Annotated in this window: 14 protein-coding genes and 1 pseudogene; 10 read left to right on the forward strand and 5 right to left on the reverse strand. The window is 65.2% G+C overall.

The genetic code is table 11. From position 1 onward, the window contains the following. From F6X62_RS22440 to rluD, 5 genes and pseudogenes are all read right to left on the reverse strand, one after another. Nucleotides 1–391: pseudogene (locus F6X62_RS22440) on the reverse strand (sensor histidine kinase); the annotation flags it as partial. Beyond that, nucleotides 388–1,995: a tetratricopeptide repeat-containing response regulator gene (locus tag F6X62_RS22445; protein WP_054895118.1), complete on the reverse strand. Its 1,608-nt coding sequence runs from the start codon at nt 1,993–1,995 to the stop codon at nt 388–390. The pseudogene F6X62_RS22440 and the gene F6X62_RS22445, both read right to left, overlap by 4 nt. A 155-nt stretch (nt 1,996–2,150) precedes the next feature. Beyond that, entirely contained in the window at nt 2,151–4,868 is a 2,718-nt protein-coding gene (locus F6X62_RS22450; protein ID WP_153774749.1) for a LuxR C-terminal-related transcriptional regulator, read from the reverse strand. A 192-nt stretch (nt 4,869–5,060) separates the two neighbouring features. Beyond that, entirely contained in the window at nt 5,061–5,801 is a 741-nt protein-coding gene (pgeF, locus tag F6X62_RS22455) for a peptidoglycan editing factor PgeF (RefSeq protein ID WP_063542826.1), read from the reverse strand. Beyond that, nucleotides 5,798–6,760, reverse strand: a complete 963-nt coding sequence (gene rluD / locus F6X62_RS22460; protein WP_063542824.1) for a 23S rRNA pseudouridine(1911/1915/1917) synthase RluD — start codon at nt 6,758–6,760, stop codon at nt 5,798–5,800. Before rluD ends, pgeF begins: the two co-directional genes overlap by 4 nt. A 146-nt stretch (nt 6,761–6,906) precedes the next feature. Between rluD and F6X62_RS22465 the strand changes: the two genes are divergently transcribed. From F6X62_RS22465 to F6X62_RS22510, 10 genes are all read left to right on the forward strand, one after another. Beyond that, the gene (locus tag F6X62_RS22465) at nt 6,907–7,926 is read left to right on the forward strand and encodes an outer membrane protein assembly factor BamD (protein ID WP_054895114.1); all 1,020 of its coding nucleotides are present in this window, start codon (nt 6,907–6,909) and stop codon (nt 7,924–7,926) included. A 94-nt stretch (nt 7,927–8,020) separates the two neighbouring features. Continuing rightward, nucleotides 8,021–8,251 (forward strand): PP0621 family protein, encoded by a 231-nt coding sequence (locus tag F6X62_RS22470; protein WP_063542822.1) that lies wholly within the window; start codon nt 8,021–8,023, stop codon nt 8,249–8,251. 201 nt (nt 8,252–8,452) lie between these two features. Next, entirely contained in the window at nt 8,453–9,217 is a 765-nt protein-coding gene (locus F6X62_RS22475) for a FadR/GntR family transcriptional regulator (RefSeq protein ID WP_054895112.1), read from the forward strand. Nucleotides 9,218–9,308: 91 nt separating this feature from the next. Further along, nucleotides 9,309–10,511, forward strand: coding sequence for an ABC transporter substrate-binding protein (locus F6X62_RS22480; RefSeq protein ID WP_153774750.1), 1,203 nt, complete (start codon nt 9,309–9,311; stop codon nt 10,509–10,511). Between the two features lie 65 nt (nt 10,512–10,576). After that, nucleotides 10,577–11,437 carry a branched-chain amino acid ABC transporter permease gene (locus tag F6X62_RS22485; RefSeq protein WP_151926499.1) on the forward strand — a complete coding sequence of 287 codons (861 nt, stop codon included), beginning with the start codon at nt 10,577–10,579 and terminating at the stop codon, nt 11,435–11,437. A 3-nt stretch (nt 11,438–11,440) separates the two neighbouring features. Beyond that, nucleotides 11,441–12,445, forward strand: coding sequence for a branched-chain amino acid ABC transporter permease (locus tag F6X62_RS22490; protein WP_153774751.1), 1,005 nt, complete (start codon nt 11,441–11,443; stop codon nt 12,443–12,445). Further along, nucleotides 12,445–13,197: an ABC transporter ATP-binding protein gene (locus F6X62_RS22495; protein ID WP_054895108.1), complete on the forward strand. Its 753-nt coding sequence runs from the start codon at nt 12,445–12,447 to the stop codon at nt 13,195–13,197. The genes F6X62_RS22490 and F6X62_RS22495 overlap by 1 nt, the downstream gene beginning before the upstream one ends. Next, the gene (locus F6X62_RS22500) at nt 13,197–13,892 is read left to right on the forward strand and encodes an ABC transporter ATP-binding protein (RefSeq protein WP_153774752.1); all 696 of its coding nucleotides are present in this window, start codon (nt 13,197–13,199) and stop codon (nt 13,890–13,892) included. Before F6X62_RS22495 ends, F6X62_RS22500 begins: the two co-directional genes overlap by 1 nt. A gap of 111 nt (nt 13,893–14,003) precedes the next feature. After that, nucleotides 14,004–15,281, forward strand: a complete 1,278-nt coding sequence (locus tag F6X62_RS22505; protein ID WP_054895106.1) for a Zn-dependent hydrolase — start codon at nt 14,004–14,006, stop codon at nt 15,279–15,281. Nucleotide 15,282: 1 nt separating this feature from the next. After that, nucleotides 15,283–16,692, forward strand: a complete 1,410-nt coding sequence (locus F6X62_RS22510; RefSeq protein WP_153774753.1) for an amidase — start codon at nt 15,283–15,285, stop codon at nt 16,690–16,692. Nucleotides 16,693–16,743: the final 51 nt, after the last annotated feature.

Here is a 16,743-nt window from a genome sequence, read left to right on the forward strand (position 1 = left end):
CGACCACCGAGGCGACCAGTTCACGGTCGAAGAAGCCCAGCGGGCTTTCGGTGTCGATGCGCCAGGTCGCCAGCACGTCGCGGTGGCGGATGACTTCCTGTTGCGCCGCCAACTGGGCTTCGACGAAATCCTCGAGCTCGTGGTAGTCGGGGCAGATCGGCAACTGGTTGATGCCCAGCTTGTACAACCCCAGCAACTGCACCAGCATACCGTTGAGGTGGCGGAACTCGTGCTCCATCACCCCTTGTTCGCTGCCACTGCGGGACTGTTCGGGCAAACGCGCCAGCCACTGGTCGTGGGCCTGGATCAGGGCCGAAAGCGAGTTCTTCATGTCATGCACGGTGGAGGCGATCACCGTGGAAAAATCCAGCCCCTGCTCATCGCGGCTCATGCGCCGAACACCCGCACGTGCAGCTTGCGGTAGCGGTCGAAGCGGTTGTCGCTGGCGGGGATGCCGGCCACGCGGTTAAGGCAGTTGCGACATTCCTGCATAAGCGACTCCGACGGACTTTCGCCGCCGATACGCAGCAGCGCCTGGGCGGTATTGAGGGCGATACTGATGTTCTTCGGTTGCAACGACAGGGCCTTGCGGAACATCTCCAGAGCCTCGTTCAACTGGCCGCCCTGGTAACTGCGTACACCCTGGCGGTTGAGGTCCACGGCTTCGGTGACAGCGCCGAGCACGCTCGGGTCGTCAGTCACCTTGGCCACACTCTGCATCACTTTCGGGTCATCGCCATAGGTTTCCACGCAGCCCTTGAGGATCGAAGTCCCGGCCGACTCCTGGCCCAGCTCCTTGAGCTGCCTGGCCACGGTCAGTGCGGCATCGACCGAGAAGAACTGGTCCATCTTGTCCAGGCGCTGCATGGCCTGCTCGGTGAGCTTAGCCGCGGTTTCCGCATCGCCGGCCTGCTGCAGGCTGGCAGCCTTCATCAGCCGGGCGCGCACCTGCAGGCCCTGGTCCTCGGTGTTTTCCTTGGCGACTTCGCTGAGCACGGTATTGATCTCGACCCGCGTACGCGCATCCAGACCGTTGCCGGCGTTCTTGTTCATCAGCGCCTGGACCAGGCCCAGGTTGCTCTCGGCGCTCTTGTAACGCGAGCTCTGCCCCTGGCTAACGGCATGCCGGTATGCCTTGGATGCGCCTTCGTAGTCTTCGTTGTCCAGCGCCAGCTTGCCCAGCGCGGCTTGGCGACGCACCGCAAGCGGCGATAGGCGCACCGCCTCTTCGAGCATGTGCTGGGCGCGCTTGTTGTCGCCCTTGGCCACCAGCACTTCGGCCAGCCCGTCGTACAGCCCAGGCATGATCGGGAACGCTTTGAGCGCTTGCTCATAGACGCCCTGGGCCTGTTCGTACTGGCCACGCTTGTGCATCAGGCTGCCCAGCGCCGCATACACCCAAGGCTGCGGGCGGCTGGCAAGAATGTTGGTAAGAAACTTTTCCAGGTCGTCGAAGCGATTGAGGTCGCGCAACGCATCGGCCCGGTAGCGCAGGCACAACGGCGCGAAACGCGGATCCTGCTTGCACAGCTCGGCGCAAGCCGCCAGCACCTCGGCCGGGCGCCCACGGTCCAGCGCCTGGAGGATCGGCTTGAGCAGGGTCTTGCGCTGCACCAGCTTTTCCAGCCGCTGGGCCAGGCCCAGGCGGTTGAACGGCTTGGTCAGATAGGCGTCAGGTTCATGCTCGATGGCACTGAGGACGATCGACTGGCTGCTTTCGGCAGTGACCATGATGAACACGCATTCATGGCTGATGAGCTTGTCCAGCAGCAGGTCCTCGAGCACCTGCTGGCCATTCTTCTTGCCATCGCCCAGGTGGAAGTCCTGGAGAATGAAGTCATAGCGCTTCTGCGCGCACATCCGCAGGGCCTGCTCGCCACTGTCGGCGGTGTCCACGTCGCGCACACCCAGCTCGCGCAGCATGGAGCGCGTCGAGGTGCGAAAGTCGGTGAAGTCGTCGACGATCAGAAAGCTTTTTTGCCCATACTGCAGCATCAACACGACCTGTATTGAGAAGAGGTGGAAAAAGACCTGCGGCGACTGTGCCCGGCGAATGCTGTATCGGCCGGGCGGCGGGAAAGATGAGACTGGGAAGTCAGCGCATGACAAGATAATGTCAACTAGCCATCATTTTAACTGCAAGGCGCTTTCTAGACCAGCAGGCCAAGCGATTTGGCCCGTGCCACGGCTTGCGTGCGGCGCTCCACGCCTAGCTTGCTGTTGATATGGCTGGCGTGGGTCTTGACGGTGTGCAGGGAGATGAACAGGCGCTCGCTGATCTGCTGGTTGGAGCAGCCTTGGGCGATCAGTTCCAGTACCGCCAGCTCACGGCCGCTGAGCGCCTCATTGCTGGCCACGGTAACAGGCTGGGTCTGCGGCAGGCGTGCCAGCAGTTCGGCCTGGACCGGGCACACGGGGCTGGCGGCGAGCTGCTCGCGCAACCATATCGGGCGTTCCTCCAGCAGCCGCTGGAAAGCATGCAAGGCGCCGCCACGCGCGGCCTCAAGCGCTTTGCCCAGCAACTTGCCCGCTTCCTGTTCGCGCCCCTGCGCCAGCAACAGCTCAACCAACTGGCAGAGCGCGCTGACCGCCAGCATCATTCCACCACTGGCCTGCCCCTGCGCGACCAGCGCCCGCAAGCGCTGCTCGGCAGGCTCCGGTCGTGCCAGGGTACGTTCCAGCAACGCTTGTTGCAGCTCGATATGCAATGGCAGCAATGGATGAAATTCCGGTGCCGCGGCCGGTTGCTCGCCGCCGTAGGTCTGCCCCAGGCGCAGCAGCCAGGACTCGGCAAGGTCGGTGCGGCCCTGGGCCAGCCAGAGCTCGCATTTCACCAGCGTGATCATGGCCAGATAGAAGATCGGTGGCACGTCCCAGATATGCATCAACCGCTCGGCCTCGGCGAGCTCCGCAAAGGCCTCGGCGAAGCGCCCGTCGCGCCCCTCCAGCGAGGCGATCACGCAATGGCCGATCAGCACGCTGATATCACGGCAGGCCCGTGCTTCGCTCAGCCCGGCGCGCAACCGCGCCCGCCCCTGGCCTGGTTGCAGGCGCGAGGCATACAGGTAGCCTTCGTAGAGAATCAACCGGGCGCGCACGGCGTACAGGCGCTGCCCCGACAACCCCTGCAGACGCTGCAACCCCTGACGCACCTCGTCCAGGGCGCGCAACACTTCGCCCCGGGCGTGCAACACCCTGGCGCGATCGTAATGGGCCAGGGCCTCGAACAACGGATTGCCAACACGCTGGGCCAACTCCAGCGCCTCACGGTTCCAACCCCGCGCCCGCCAGAAGTCACCGTCGGCAATGGCCAGGTTGGACAGCGTCGACAGGCACACCAGACGCTGGCCATAGCGCTTGCAGGGCAGGCTCTGCAGGGCTTCCTCGCAGTAGGCCAGGGTCCGCTCGCGATCGCCGCGGCCGCGTGCGATCACGCCGCTGAGCGCCAGCCACTGGGCGAGCATGGACTTCTGTGCGGTCGCCGACGGCGCTGGCAGGAAACGGCTGAGATAGGCCGCCAGTTCTTCGGCAGCATCCAACTGGCAGGCCAGGCCCAGTGCCCAGCTGTACAGCACGATCAGGCGTGGCGTGCTGATCAGCAGGCTGTCTGGCAGGTCCATCTTCCAGCGCAGCAGCATGCCGACGTTCTGTTCGGCCAACAGCTGCTCTTCGGAAAGGCTCTGCACCAGATCGGCGGCGACATCCAGAGAACCCGCACGCAAGGCCTGCTCCACCGCTTCGTCGAGCAGCCCCTGGCGCTCGAACCAGCGGCAGGCACGCAGATGCAGCGCCGCCGAAGGCTCGCTGGCCTGGCGACTGCGCAGCAGGTCGGAGAACAGGTGGTGATAACGGAACCACCGGCCGTGCTCATCCAGCGGCACCAGGAACACCTGGTGAGCCTGCAAGTAGCGCAGGATCGCCGCGCTGTCCTCGCGCTCGCGCAGGGCGTCGCACAGTTCGGTGCAGAAGCGCTCCTGGCAGGCGGTGTCGTAGAGGAAAGCCTGGACTTCTGCCGGGAGGATCTCGATGACCTCTTCGAGCAGGTAATCGCGGATCAGCCCTTCGCCACCGTGCAGCGCCTGGGGCAAGGCATGGTCCTCGCCCGACTCGCTGGTCGCCAGCTGCCAGAAACGCAACCCGGCGACCCAGCCGTCGCTGCGCTGGATCAGGTTGTCCAGCGCCTGGCCACGCAGGCCGGTGGGCTGGCAGCCAATCACGGCAAGGGCTTCATCGGAGGTCAGGCGCAAGTCTTGTTCGTTGAGCTCGGCCAACTGGCGCGACAGACGCAGCCGCGCCAGGTGCCAGTCGGGGCGCTGGCGGCTGGTGACCAGCAATGCCAGGCCCGGGGGCAAATGGTTGAGGAAGAACTGCAGGCAGCGATCGAGAACCGGCCCCTGGGCGAGATGGTAGTCATCCAGCACCAGCAGCAGCGGCGTGTCGGCGTTCAGGTAGAGCGCCAGCTCGTCGAGCAGGCTGTCGAGCCACTCCTCGAAGGCAAACGGCTGATGACGCTGGCGCATCTTCAGCAGACCCATGGCCTGACCGCCCAATGCCGGGCAGAACTGCTGCAAGCCTTCGAGCAGACGCTCGAGGAAACGACCGGGGTCGGCGTCGCGCTGGCTCAGGCCCAACCAGAGGCTGCGCCAGTGGCTGGGCAACTGCTGGCAGAACTCGATGGCCAGCGAACTCTTGCCGAACCCCGCCGGTGCGTTGACCAGCAGCAGCCGCCCATCCAGCCCCGCTTCGAGACGCTGGCACAAGCGCCCGCGCAGCACATGCCCGTCCGGCAGCGGTGGCCGGAAGAAACGCCCGTCCAGCAGACCAAGGGCCTGGCTGGCGACTCCATGCGTACGGGACAAATCTGTCATGGCCGACTCGTTCTGGTTGGAAGATCACGGCGATACGGATTGTTGCGAGCCTAGCGGCTATTGCCGCGCATTTGAAGACGATCGAAACGCTTGAGAAGGAAAAGACTACGACAAAAAGCAACAACACTGATGGACATCAGTGAGATCTATGGCACGGCATAGCACAAACCGCCCTAGAACGGGCGCAGAGGCTCAGCGAGGTTCGAGCCAGACCAGCGAAGCGAAACGCCCGCCCTGCGGGGTGCGTCGATAGGAGAAGAAACGCGGGTCGCTGACCGTGCAGAACCCTCCGCCATAGACGGCCGTCACGCCGCGCGCGGCCAGGCGGATACGCGCCAGGGCATAGATGTCGGCGATCAGCTTGTCGGGGCGTTGGCCCGCGACGAAGGCACTGGCGGCCTCTGGATGCACGGCGGTGAAAGCATCGCGCACTTCCAGGCCCACTTCGAACGCCTGCGGGCCGATAGCCGGGCCCAGCCACACCAGCACCTCTTCAGGCGCCAGCGCCAGACGATCAAGGGTGGCTTCCAGCACGCCACCGGCCAGCCCGCGCCAGCCAGCATGTGCGGCCGCCACACGCGTACCGGCGCGATCGCAGAACAGCGCAGGCAAACAATCGGCGGTCATCACGGTACAGGCGATACCGGGCTGGTCGGTCCAGCTGGCATCCGCTTCGGCCACCACGGCCGGATCGGCGTCGGCCACGACCAGGCCATGCACTTGCTTGAGCCAGGCCGGCTGGATAGCGAACTCAGCGCCCAGGCGACGGCGGTTCTCGGCGACCGCTGCAGGATCGTCGCCCACGTGGTCACCCAGGTTGAAGGTTTCGTAGGGTGGCAGGCTGACGCCGCCCTCTCGTGTGGTGACGCAAGCGCGAACCGAGGCCGGGGCCGGCCAGTCGGGGAAGATCAGCGATTGCGTCAGCTCACTCATCCGATAAAGCTCTCGCGGTCCTGATCGAGCAGCGACAGCAGCCACATGAAGTCGTCCGGCAGAGGCGATTTCCACTCCATGCGCTCACCGGTCGTCGGATGATCCAGCGCCAGGAAGCGCGCGTGCAGGGCCTGGCGAGGGAAGTGCTTGACCGCCTCGACCATGGCCACACTGGCGGCAGGCGGGATGCGGAAGCGACCGCCGTAGGTCTGGTCGCCCACCAGCGGGAAGCCGACATGGGCCATGTGCACACGAATCTGGTGGGTACGCCCGGTCTCCAGCTTGACCCGCACGTGGGTGTGCGAACGGAAACGCTTGAGCACGCGATAGTGGCTGACCGCCGGCTTGCCGCCATCGGTGACCGCCATGCGCTGACGCATGCCGCCGTGGCGACCGATCGGTGCGTCGATCTTGCCACCGGCCGTCACCACGCCAACCACGATGCATTCATAGATGCGGCTGACCGAGCGTTTCTGCAACTGATCGACGAGGTTGGTCTGCGCCTGCAGCGTCTTGGCGACCACCATCAGACCGGTGGTGTCCTTGTCCAGGCGGTGGACGATGCCGGCGCGCGGCACGTTGATGATGTCCGGCACATGGTGCAGCAGGGCGTTGAGCAGGGTACCGCTGGCATGCCCCACAGCCGGGTGGACCACCAGCCCGGCAGGCTTGTTGATCACCAGGATCTGGTCGTCTTCATAGACGATGTCCAGCTCGATGTCCTCTGCCTCCCATTCACCCTGTGCCTCCTGTTCGGCCTCCAGGGCGAGAACGGAGCCGGTGTGGACGGTATCGCGCGGGCGCAGCACCGCACCATCGACGGTCAGGCGGCCTTCCTTGATCCACGAAGTCAGGCGCGAACGCGAGTACTCGTCGAACAATTGGGCGGCGACCTGGTCGAGGCGTTGACCGCCCAGCTCGGACGGGACCTCTGCACTAAGTTGAATGATCTCGGACATGCTCGAATCGATGGGCTTACAGCCTTTGGTTTCGGCTGCGTGCTTGTGGTTAAATACGGCTTCTTTTGCCCCGGGGTTGGCCGGGGCGCTCATCATAACAGGACGGCACCGCCCAAGACAGCGGCCGTCAAAGGACGCAAGCCGCCATGCAAGTGAAACACCTGCTGCTGATCGCCATCCTCGGGCTCACTGCTGCCTGTTCCTCGAACAAGGAAGTCATTGACGAGAACCTCAGCGAAGCCGAGTTGTACCAGCAGGCGCAGGCCGACCTGGACAACCACAGCTACACCAGTGCCGTGAACAAGCTCAAGGCCCTGGAATCGCGCTACCCGTTCGGCCGCTACGCCGACCAGGCCCAGCTCGAGCTGATCTACGCCAACTACAAGAACACCGAGCCCGAGGCCGCGAAGTCCGCTGCCGAGCGCTTCATCCGCCTGCACCCGCAGCACCCGAACGTCGACTACGCCTATTATCTGAAAGGCCTGACCTCGTTCGACCAGGACCGCGGCCTGCTGGCGCGCTTCCTGCCGCTGGACATGACCAAGCGTGACCCGGGCGCGGCGCGCGACTCGTACAACGAGTTCGCCCAGCTCACCAGCCGCTTCCCCAATAGCCGTTACGCCCCGGACGCCAAGCAGCGCATGATCTACCTGCGCAATCTGTTGGCCTCCTACGAAATCCACGTCGCCGACTACTACCTGAGCCGTGAGGCTTACGTCGCCGCCGCCAACCGTGGCCGCTACGTGGTGGAGAACTTCCAGGAAACGCCATCGGTTGCCGACGGCCTGGCCGTGATGACCGAGGCCTACCAGAAAATGCACCTGGACGACCTGGCCGCCACCAGCCTGGAAACCCTCAAGCTCAACTACCCGAACCACCCGAGCCTGGTAGACGGCCAGTTCGTACCCAAGCAGGGCGAGTCCGACGGCCGCTCCTGGCTGTCCAAGGCCACCCTGGGCCTGATCGAGACCGACACCCCGCTGCCACCGGGTGAAACCCGCGCCAACCAGGACGTGGTCCGTCAGTTCAAGGACGCCCGTTCGGAAATGCCAGCCGACCTGCTGCCCAAAGACGAAAACGGCGACCCGATCCTGCCGGAAGGTCCGAAGGACGCCGAGGTGGATCGTTCCTGGTTCAGCTACCTGACCTTCGGTCTGTTCGACTGACAGATCGCGCGACGAGAAAGGGAGGCCCAGGCCTCCCTTTTTTCATGGCCGCGCCCTAGACTGTGGCCTCTTCATTCACGACAAGCTGGACACCATGGTTCGCCTACTCTTCTGGATCGCCCTGATCGCCGCCGCGTTCTGGCTGTGGCGCAAATTCAAGATCAGCCAGCAATCGCGCCCCGAGCCACGCCTCGAAGACCCCTTGACCATGGTGCGTTGCGCCCATTGCGGCGTACACCTGCCCAACGACCGGGCGCTCAAGCTCGGCAAGGACTGGTACTGCAGCCAGGCCCACCTCGAACAGGGTCCTGGCCGACAAGGCTGATCGCATGGAACGAACTCTCCCTTGTGTGGAAGCGGGCCTGCCCGCGTCCACGGGGGCAGTTTCAGATTTCCGAGCCCGCTTCACTTATCCCTCCCCGACCCTTTCACTCCATTTGCGACCCCTGCTCCCCCGCCACCATTGACCCCTTCCAGCAAAACTCGCTAAATCCTATTTATCCGCATAAATATGAAAAATAGCGAAATGCTCAAACCCAAACGCAAGCGCCAGAAGCTCTCCGACGTCATCGTCGAATCGGTCAAGCGCTCGATCGTCACCGAGGCCCTGCGCCCAGGCGATCGCCTGCCCACCGAGCGCGAGCTGATGGAGCACTTCGAATGCTCCAAAGGGACCGCCCGCGAGGCGCTCAAGGCCCTGGAGGTCGAAGGGCTGGTCAACACCCGCACCGGCCCTACCGGCGGTGCCTATCTCGCTGAAGTCGGCACCGAGCCCGCCAGTCGCGCGCTGCGCAACTACCTGCACTTCCAGCATCTGGACGGCGAACAGGTCTACCAGCTGCGCAAAGTCATCGAGGTCGAGCTGGCAGTGGCCGTGATGGGCCAGCTCAGCGACGCCGACTACGCCGCGCTGCAGGCCAACATCGACTTCTGCAGCACCCCGGAAGACAGCGAACAGGGCCAGCGCGAACAGCGCCTGGCGGAGATCGAATTCCACACCTTGCTGGCGCGCCGCTGCCCCAATCCACTGCTGCGCTTCATGGCGGTGTTCCTCAACGACCTGCTGCGCGACCTGGTCGTGCTGAAGAAGGCCTACCTGCCCAAGCGCCAAGCGTTCGCCGCTGCCAACATCGACTACCACAAGCAACTGCTGGTCGCCCTGCGCGCCAGCGACGAGAAGGCCGTGCGCCGGCTGATGCACGAACACATGTGCGACGCCGAACACCATATGACCGCGCTGGAGGGCGAGGTCGAACGCAACTTCCTGCTGGAGTTCGAACACCACCACTGATCCAGCCTGCACAGAGGCCTGCTCAAAGGCCCGGCCGTACCCGCTTTGCCATTGCCACTCCTGCCTAATAACCAGAATCAAGGAGTTATCCATGCAAAGACGTACCCTGCTCAAGGCAGGTCTTGCCCTGGGTGCCCTCGGCAGCCTCCCCCTGGGAGCGCAGCGGGCATTCGCCGAACAGCCGCTGGTCTTCTACGGGCTCAAGTCGATGTCCGGCGCCTTCGCCAGCTATGGCAAGTACGCCGACATGGGCTCGCGCCTGGCCATCGCCGAGCACCCGCAACTGCTGGGGCGGCCGCTGCAGTACAAGGTCATCGACACCGAAGGCAATGCCGGCAAGGCGGTGCGCAAGGTGCAGGAAGCCATCGGCCAGGACGGTGCGAGATTCTTCCAGGGCTGCACCCTGTCTTCGTCGGCCCTGGCCGTGTCCAAGGAAATCAACAAGGCCGGCGGCGTGTTCATGACCCCGGTCGGCGCCGACGAGATCACCGGCAAGGATTGCAATCTCTCGACATTCCGCTGGTCGGTCCCGACCTACGGCGCGATCCGCGAAACCCTGGTGCCGATGATTCGCCAGCTGCCGCAAGCCAAGCGCTGGTACACCATCACCCCGCAATACGTGTTCGGCGATGCGCTGCTGGACAATGCGCGCAAGGTTTTTGCCGAGTTCGGTGTCGAGCACATCGGCAACAGCTACCACTCACTGCAGGAGCAGGAGTTCTCCGGGTACCTGACCAACGCCATCGCCGCCAAGCCCGACGTGCTGGTGCTGCTGAACTTCGGCAGCCAGTCGTCCAACGCTTTGCGCCAGGCGGTCAACTTCGGGATCAAGGAGCGGATGAAGGTGCTGCTGGTCTGGTCGGCAGGGCTCGACCAGTTCCAGGAGCTGGGCAGCGACGTGCTCGAAGGGGTCTACCTGGGTGCCCAGTACTGGCATCAGGTGGATACGCCGCTGAACAAGGCACTGGTCGCCGCCACGCAGAAGGCCTACGGGATCAACCCCAACTATCCGCTGGCTGCCGACTACATCGGCACCAAGGTCATGCTTGACGCCATCGTCCAGGCTGGCACCTTCGACGGCGTCAGCGTCGCCAGGGCCTTGCAGGGCATGCGTTTCCAGGGCCCTACCGGCGAAGAGCTGATCCGCCCTGGTGACCACCAGGTGCTCAAGGACTACTACCTGCTGCGCGGCAAGCCCCAGGGCCAGTTGCGCGACGAGGACGACCTGGCTGAAGTCATCAGTTCGGGCCGCTCGTTCGTCGAGGTCGATCACACCGGTTGCGCCTTGGCCTGAGGCCACGGCGCCAGTCAAACACACCTGTACAGGCAGCCGCGCCGCGCGCTGTCGAGGGCACGCTCATGCTCGAATTGTACCTGTTCCAACTGCTCAACGGCCTGGGCCTGGGGATGATCTACTTCCTCATCGCCGTGGGCCTGACGATCATTTTCGGCCTGCTGAACTTCGTCAACTTCGCCCACGGGGCGTTCTTCCTGCTCGGCGCCTACCTCTGCTACACCGCCGTGGCCCTGACCGGCAACTTCTGGCTGGCACTGCTGGTCGCACCGTTGGTCGTGGCAGCGCTGGCCTGGGCGGTCGAGCGCCTGCTGATCAAGCGCATCTACCACCTGCCGCACACCTTCCAGATCCTGGTCACCCTGGGCATCGCGCTGATCATCCAGGAAGCCTCGGTACTGATCTGGGGGCCGGTGGGCAAGAACATCGCCGTACCGCCGGAGCTTCGTGGCGTGATCATTCTGGGCGACTTCATCTACCCCTACTACCGCCTGTTCCTGATCGGCTTCGCCGCGCTGATCGGCCTGGCCCTGTGGCTGCTGCTCGAACGCACGCGCTTCGGTGCCCTGGTACGCGCCGGCAGCGAGAGCACCGAAACCGTGTCGCTGCTGGGCACCAACATCTTCCGCCTGTTCTCCCTGACCTTCGCCCTCGGCGTGGGTCTGGCCGGTGTCGCCGGGGTGCTGTTCGCGCCGTTGCGTGGTGCCCAGCCCTTCGTCGGCCCGGAGATCCTCGGCATCGCCTTCGTGGTGGTGGTGATCGGCGGCATGGGTTCGTTCGGCGGCGCGCTGGTCGGTGGACTGCTGGTCGGCGTGGTGCAAAGCATGATGACCAGCCTCTGGCCGCAAGGCGCCAGCCTGATGATCTACGGGGCGATGGCCGCGGTGATCCTGGTCCGTCCCTATGGCCTGTTCGGGAGAGCATGACTGATGAGCGAGAAGAATCCACTACCGGCCGGGCCGCGCACGCCCGTCCTGCTGTTGCTGGTGGTCGCCAGCCTGGTGCTGCTGCCGCTGGTGCTGCCCTCGGCCACGCTGGCCACCGAGATCCTGATCTTTGCCCTGGCGGCGCTCGCCTGCAACCTGCTGTTGGGCTACACCGGCCTGCTGTCATTCGGCCAGGGCATTTTCTTCGGCGTGGGTGCCTATGGCGCGGCACTGCTGATGATCCACCTGAAATGGGGGCTGTTCGCCGCGCTGCTGGGCGCTGCGGTATTCGGTGCGTTGCTGGCGCTGCTGGTCGGCGCACTGGCGATCCGGCGCAAGGGCATCTACTTCGTCATGCTGACCCTGGCCTTCAGCCAGATGGCGTACTTCCTGGCCTACACCCTCAGCGGCTGGACCGGTGGCGACAACGGCCTGCTCGACGTGCCACGGCCGAATGTCGAAGTCTTCGGCCACGTGCTGGTCGACCTGGGCAACCCTCGGCACTTCTATGCCTTCGTCGCCGTGCTGTTCCTGCTGATTTTCGCCTTCGCCCTGCGGGTGATCCGCTCGCCCTTTGGCAGCACCTTGCTGGCGATCCGCGAGAACGAGACCCGCGCGGCGGCGATCGGCTACGACACCCGCCACTTCAAGATCCTGGTGTTCATGCTGTCCGGCGCCATCACCGGTATCGCCGGGGCGCTGTACGCCATGCTGCTGCACTTTGCGCCGCTGTCGAACATCGACCTGATGATGAGCGAGAACATCCTGATCATGACCATCATCGGCGGCACCGGCTCGCTGTTCGGCTCGCTGCTGGGGGCCGGCGCCATCGTGGTGCTGGGCGATGTGCTGTCGGAGCTGTGGCCACGCTGGCTGATGCTGCTCGGGCTCATCCTGATCCTGGTGGTGGTATTCATGCGTGGCGGCCTGTGGGGCGGCCTGGCCGAGCTGGGCAAGCGCTTGCGTCCGGGGCGTGCGTTGTCGACCAAGACCAAGGAGACCTTGTGATGAGCGAGTTCCTGCTGGAAACCCGCAACCTGGAGCTGGCCTACGGGCCGTTCCGCGCGGTCGGCGGTGTCGACCTGAAAGTCCGGCCTGGCACCATCCACACGGTCATCGGCCCTAATGGCGCCGGCAAGACCAGCCTGTTCCACTGCCTGACCGGCGAACGCCAGGCCACCGCCGGCAGCATCCTGTTCAATGGCCGCGACATCGTCCGCAAGCCCTCCCATGGCCGCGTGGCCCTGGGCATGGCGCGCTCGTTCCAGCTCACCAGCCTGTTCCAGAACCTCTCGGTGCGCGAGAACCTGCGCCTGGCCGCCCAGGGCCGCGATGGCCTGGGCGCGCTGAACTTCTGGCGCAGCGTCGAGCACAAGCGCAGCCACTGGGACACCGCCGACCAGGTGCTCGAGCGCCTGAAACTCACAGGCCGTGCCGACACCCTCGCCGGCGAACTCTCCCATGGCCAGCAGCGCGTACTGGAAGTCGGCATGTCGATCTGCGCCAAGCCGAGCCTGCTGATGCTCGACGAGCCCACCTCCGGCATGGGCATCGACGACATCCCGCTGATGACCGAACTGATCAGCGATCTGGGCCGCGACCACACCGTGCTGCTGATCGAGCACAACATGAGCATCGTCATGTCGATCAGCCAGCGCATCACCGTCATGAGCCACGGCCAGATCCTGGTCGAGGGCACCCCGGACTTCGTACGCAACGACGAACGCGTGCGCACCGCCTACCTTGGAGAGGCCGCCTGATGCTCAACGTCGACTCGATCCATTCCTACTACGACAAAAGCCACGTGCTCGAAGGCGTCTCCCTGCAGGTCGGCGCCGGGGAACTGGTGACCCTGCTCGGGCGTAACGGCGCTGGCAAGACCACTACCTTGCGCAGCATCCTCGGCATTGTCCAACCTCGCCAGGGCCAGATCAGCTTTGATGGTCAGCCCCTGGTCGGCCGCGAAATCTTCGATATCGCCCGCCGGGGCATCGCTCTGGTGCCGGAACATCGCGGCATCTTCCGCCAGCTCAGTGTCGAGGAAAACCTGAAGATCGCCACGCGCAAGGAGAGCCGCTGGCAGTTGCGCGACGTCTACGCGATGTTCCCGCGCCTGGAAGAGCGCCGCCGTAACGGTGGCTTCGCGCTGTCGGGCGGCGAGCAGCAGATGCTGGCGATCGCCCGCGCCCTGCTCAACGGCCCGCGCCTGCTGATCCTCGATGAGCCGACCGAGGGGCTGGCACCGGTGATCGTCGACGAGCTGGTGAAGATCCTGCGGCGAATCAAGGACGAAGGGCTGTCGATCCTGTTGGTGGAGCAGAACCTGATGGTCTGCGATGCCTTGGCCGACCGTCACTACGTGCTCGAACAGGGCCGCGTGGCCTACCAGGGCACCGCCGCACAGTTTCGCGACGACCCGAGCATCAAGAACCGTTACCTGGCGCTGAGTGCCTGATTTCAGGCCTTGCTCTGTATCGGCCTCTTCGCGGGCAAGCCCGCTCCCACTGGGATATCGCCACAAGCAGCCCGCGAAGAAGGCCTCTAATTGCTACAGGAGAGACGCACCATGAACACCCGCATCGATCCCTCGCAACACCTGCTCGGCCAGGGCGCCCTGGTCAACCGAGAGCGCCTCTGGCAATCGCTGATGGACCTGGCCCGGCTCGGTGCCACGGCCAAGGGCGGTGTATGCCGCCTGGCGCTGACCGATCTCGACCGCCAGGCCCGCGACCTGTTCGTGCACTGGTGCGAAGAGGCTGGCTGCACAGTCAGTGTCGACGCCATCGGCAACATCTTCGCCCGCCGCGCAGGACGCAACCCGGCACTGGCGCCGGTCATGACCGGCAGCCATATCGATACCCAACCCACCGGCGGCAAGTTCGACGGCTGCTACGGCGTCATGGCCGGGCTCGAAGTGGTGCGCACCCTCAATGACCTTGGCCTGCAGACCGAGGCCCCGCTGGAAGTGGTGGTGTGGACCAACGAAGAAGGCTCGCGCTTCCCACCGTGCATGATGGGCTCGGGCGTGTTTGCCGGTAAGTTCGGCCTGCAGGAGACCCTCGACAAGGTCGACGAACAGGGCCTTTCGGTGGGCGCGGAGCTTCAGCGCATCGGTTACGCCGGCCCGCGAGTGCCCACCGGGCATCCGGTCGGCGCCTATTTCGAAGCGCATATCGAGCAGGGGCCTGTGCTGGAGGACCAGCGCACCACCATCGGTGTGGTTCAGGGCTGCCTGGGCCAGAAGTGGTTCGACCTGGTGTTCACTGGCGTCGAGGCGCATGCAGGCCCGACGCCGATGCACCTGCGCAAGGATGCGCTGGTTGGCGCTGCCGAGGTGGTGGCCGCAGTCAACCGCGTGGCACACGCCCACCAGCCACATGCCTGCGGCACCGTCGGCTGTCTGAATGTGCACCCCGGTTCGCGCAACGTGATTCCCGGCCAGGTGCAGATGACCCTCGACCTGCGCCACCTCGACCCCGCCCACCTGGATGCGATGGTCGCCGAGGTGCGCGAGGTGATCGAGGCCAGCGCCGCCCGCCATGGCCTGAGTTTCGAGCTCACCCCCACCGCCGACTTCCCTCCGTTGTACTTCGCCGAGCAGTGCGTCGATGCGGTACGCCAGGGTGCGCGCGAATTGGGCTTGAGCCACATGGACATCGTCAGTGGCGCTGGCCACGATGCGATCTTCCTCGCCGAACTGGGCCCGGCCGGGATGATCTTCGTGCCGTGTGAAGGCGGCATCAGCCATAACGAAATCGAGAACGCCGCGCCGCAGGACCTGGCAGACGGCTGCGATGTGCTGCTGCGCGCCATGGTCCAGGCCGCCAACCCGGGAGCCCATTGAGATGACAGGCAAGACCGCCATCGGTGAATTCAGTGCCACCGAGCTGCTCGAACTGTACCGCCGCCGCCAGTTGTCGCCCCTCGAAGTGATCGACGACGTGCTGGCCCGCATCGACCTGCACAACCCCGCCGTCAACGCCTACTGCCATGTCGACGGCGAAGGCGCACGCGCCGCTGCCCGCGCCAGCGAACGCCGCTGGCAGCGTGGCGAGCCGTGCGGACGCCTGGACGGCTTGCCCGCGTCGATCAAGGACCTGACCTTGACCCGCGGCATGCCGACACGCAAGGGCTCACGCACCAGCTCAGGCGTCGGACCATGGGAAGTCGATGCACCGTTCAGCGCCTTCATGCGCGAGGCCGGCGCCGTGCTGGTGGGCAAGACCACCACGCCGGAGTTCGGCTGGAAAGGGGTCACCGACAACCCGTTGTACGGCATCACCCGCAACCCCTGGGATACCCGCCTGACCGCTGGCGGGTCGTCTGGCGGTGCGGCAGCAGCAGCGGCGCTCAATCTCGGCGTGCTGCACCAGGGCAGCGATGCCGGTGGCTCGATTCGAATCCCCTGCGCCTTCACCGGTACCTTCGGCATCAAGCCGACCTTCGGCTACGTACCGCAGTGGCCAGCCAGCGCCATGACCGTGCTGTCGCACCTGGGGCCGATGACCCGTACGGTGGATGACGCCGTGCTGATGCTCGACAGCGTAGCCCGCCCCGACCCGCGCGACGGCCTGGCCGGAGCCCCACGCCAGTCGCCCTGGCTGGACGACTCGACAGACCTGCGCGGCCTGCGTATCGCCTACAGCGCCGACTTCGGCTACATACAGGTCGATCCGCAGATCCAGGCACTGGTGGCCCAAGCCGTGCAACGCCTGGCGCGCCTGGGGGCGACGGTGGAGGAAGTCGATCCAGGGTTCAGCGACCCGCTGCAGACCTTCAATACCCTGTGGTTCGCGGGCGCGGCACGCTTGGCCAGTGGACTGAGCGAGGCACAACGGGACTTGCTCGACCCGGGCCTGCGCGGGATCGCCGAGCAGGGGGCTGGCATCAGCCTGGCCGATTACACCCAGGCACTGGAAGCACGTGCCGAGCTGATCGCGCAGATGAACGCCTTCCACCAGCGTCATGACGTGCTGCTCTCACCGATGCTGCCACTGGTCGCATTCGAAGCCGGGCACAACGTGCCGCCAGGGTCGGGCATGGCGCAGTGGATGGAATGGACGCCCTTCAGCTACCCGTTCAACCTGACCCAGCAGCCTGCGGCGTCGGTCCCCTGCGGCTTCACCCGCGAGGGGTTGCCGGTGGGGCTGCAAGTAGTGGGCGCGCGCTTTGCCGATGAACAGGTGCTCAGGGTGTGCAAGGTGTACGAACAGCATTACCCGAGTCGGCACCTGCAGGCGCCGCACCGGCACTGAGGTCTGTGCAAAACACGCAGCGGCCTTGCGCGACGCGAGGCCGCTGCGTGT

It is taken from the genome of Pseudomonas sp. MNR3A, from assembly GCF_009650575.1.
Taxonomy (GTDB): domain Bacteria; phylum Pseudomonadota; class Gammaproteobacteria; order Pseudomonadales; family Pseudomonadaceae; genus Aquipseudomonas; species Aquipseudomonas machongensis.

What these genes read in the sequence shown, in the direction of transcription:
- F6X62_RS22505 (WP_054895106.1), top strand. Translation starts at nt 14,004, where the DNA reads ATGAACACCCGCATCGATCCCTCGCAACACCTGCTCGGCCAGGGCGCC.
- F6X62_RS22480 (WP_153774750.1), top strand. Translation starts at nt 9,309, where the DNA reads ATGCAAAGACGTACCCTGCTCAAGGCAGGTCTTGCCCTGGGTGCCCTC.
- F6X62_RS22495 (WP_054895108.1), top strand. Translation starts at nt 12,445, where the DNA reads ATGAGCGAGTTCCTGCTGGAAACCCGCAACCTGGAGCTGGCCTACGGG.
- pgeF (WP_063542826.1), bottom strand. Translation starts at nt 5,801, where the DNA reads ATGAGTGAGCTGACGCAATCGCTGATCTTCCCCGACTGGCCGGCCCCG.
- F6X62_RS22445 (WP_054895118.1), bottom strand. Translation starts at nt 1,995, where the DNA reads ATGCTGCAGTATGGGCAAAAAAGCTTTCTGATCGTCGACGACTTCACC.
- F6X62_RS22470 (WP_063542822.1), top strand. Translation starts at nt 8,021, where the DNA reads ATGGTTCGCCTACTCTTCTGGATCGCCCTGATCGCCGCCGCGTTCTGG.
- F6X62_RS22465 (WP_054895114.1), top strand. Translation starts at nt 6,907, where the DNA reads ATGCAAGTGAAACACCTGCTGCTGATCGCCATCCTCGGGCTCACTGCT.
- F6X62_RS22490 (WP_153774751.1), top strand. Translation starts at nt 11,441, where the DNA reads ATGAGCGAGAAGAATCCACTACCGGCCGGGCCGCGCACGCCCGTCCTG.
- F6X62_RS22475 (WP_054895112.1), top strand. Translation starts at nt 8,453, where the DNA reads ATGCTCAAACCCAAACGCAAGCGCCAGAAGCTCTCCGACGTCATCGTC.
- F6X62_RS22485 (WP_151926499.1), top strand. Translation starts at nt 10,577, where the DNA reads ATGCTCGAATTGTACCTGTTCCAACTGCTCAACGGCCTGGGCCTGGGG.
- rluD (WP_063542824.1), bottom strand. Translation starts at nt 6,760, where the DNA reads ATGTCCGAGATCATTCAACTTAGTGCAGAGGTCCCGTCCGAGCTGGGC.
- F6X62_RS22500 (WP_153774752.1), top strand. Translation starts at nt 13,197, where the DNA reads ATGCTCAACGTCGACTCGATCCATTCCTACTACGACAAAAGCCACGTG.
- F6X62_RS22510 (WP_153774753.1), top strand. Translation starts at nt 15,283, where the DNA reads ATGACAGGCAAGACCGCCATCGGTGAATTCAGTGCCACCGAGCTGCTC.
- F6X62_RS22450 (WP_153774749.1), bottom strand. Translation starts at nt 4,868, where the DNA reads ATGACAGATTTGTCCCGTACGCATGGAGTCGCCAGCCAGGCCCTTGGT.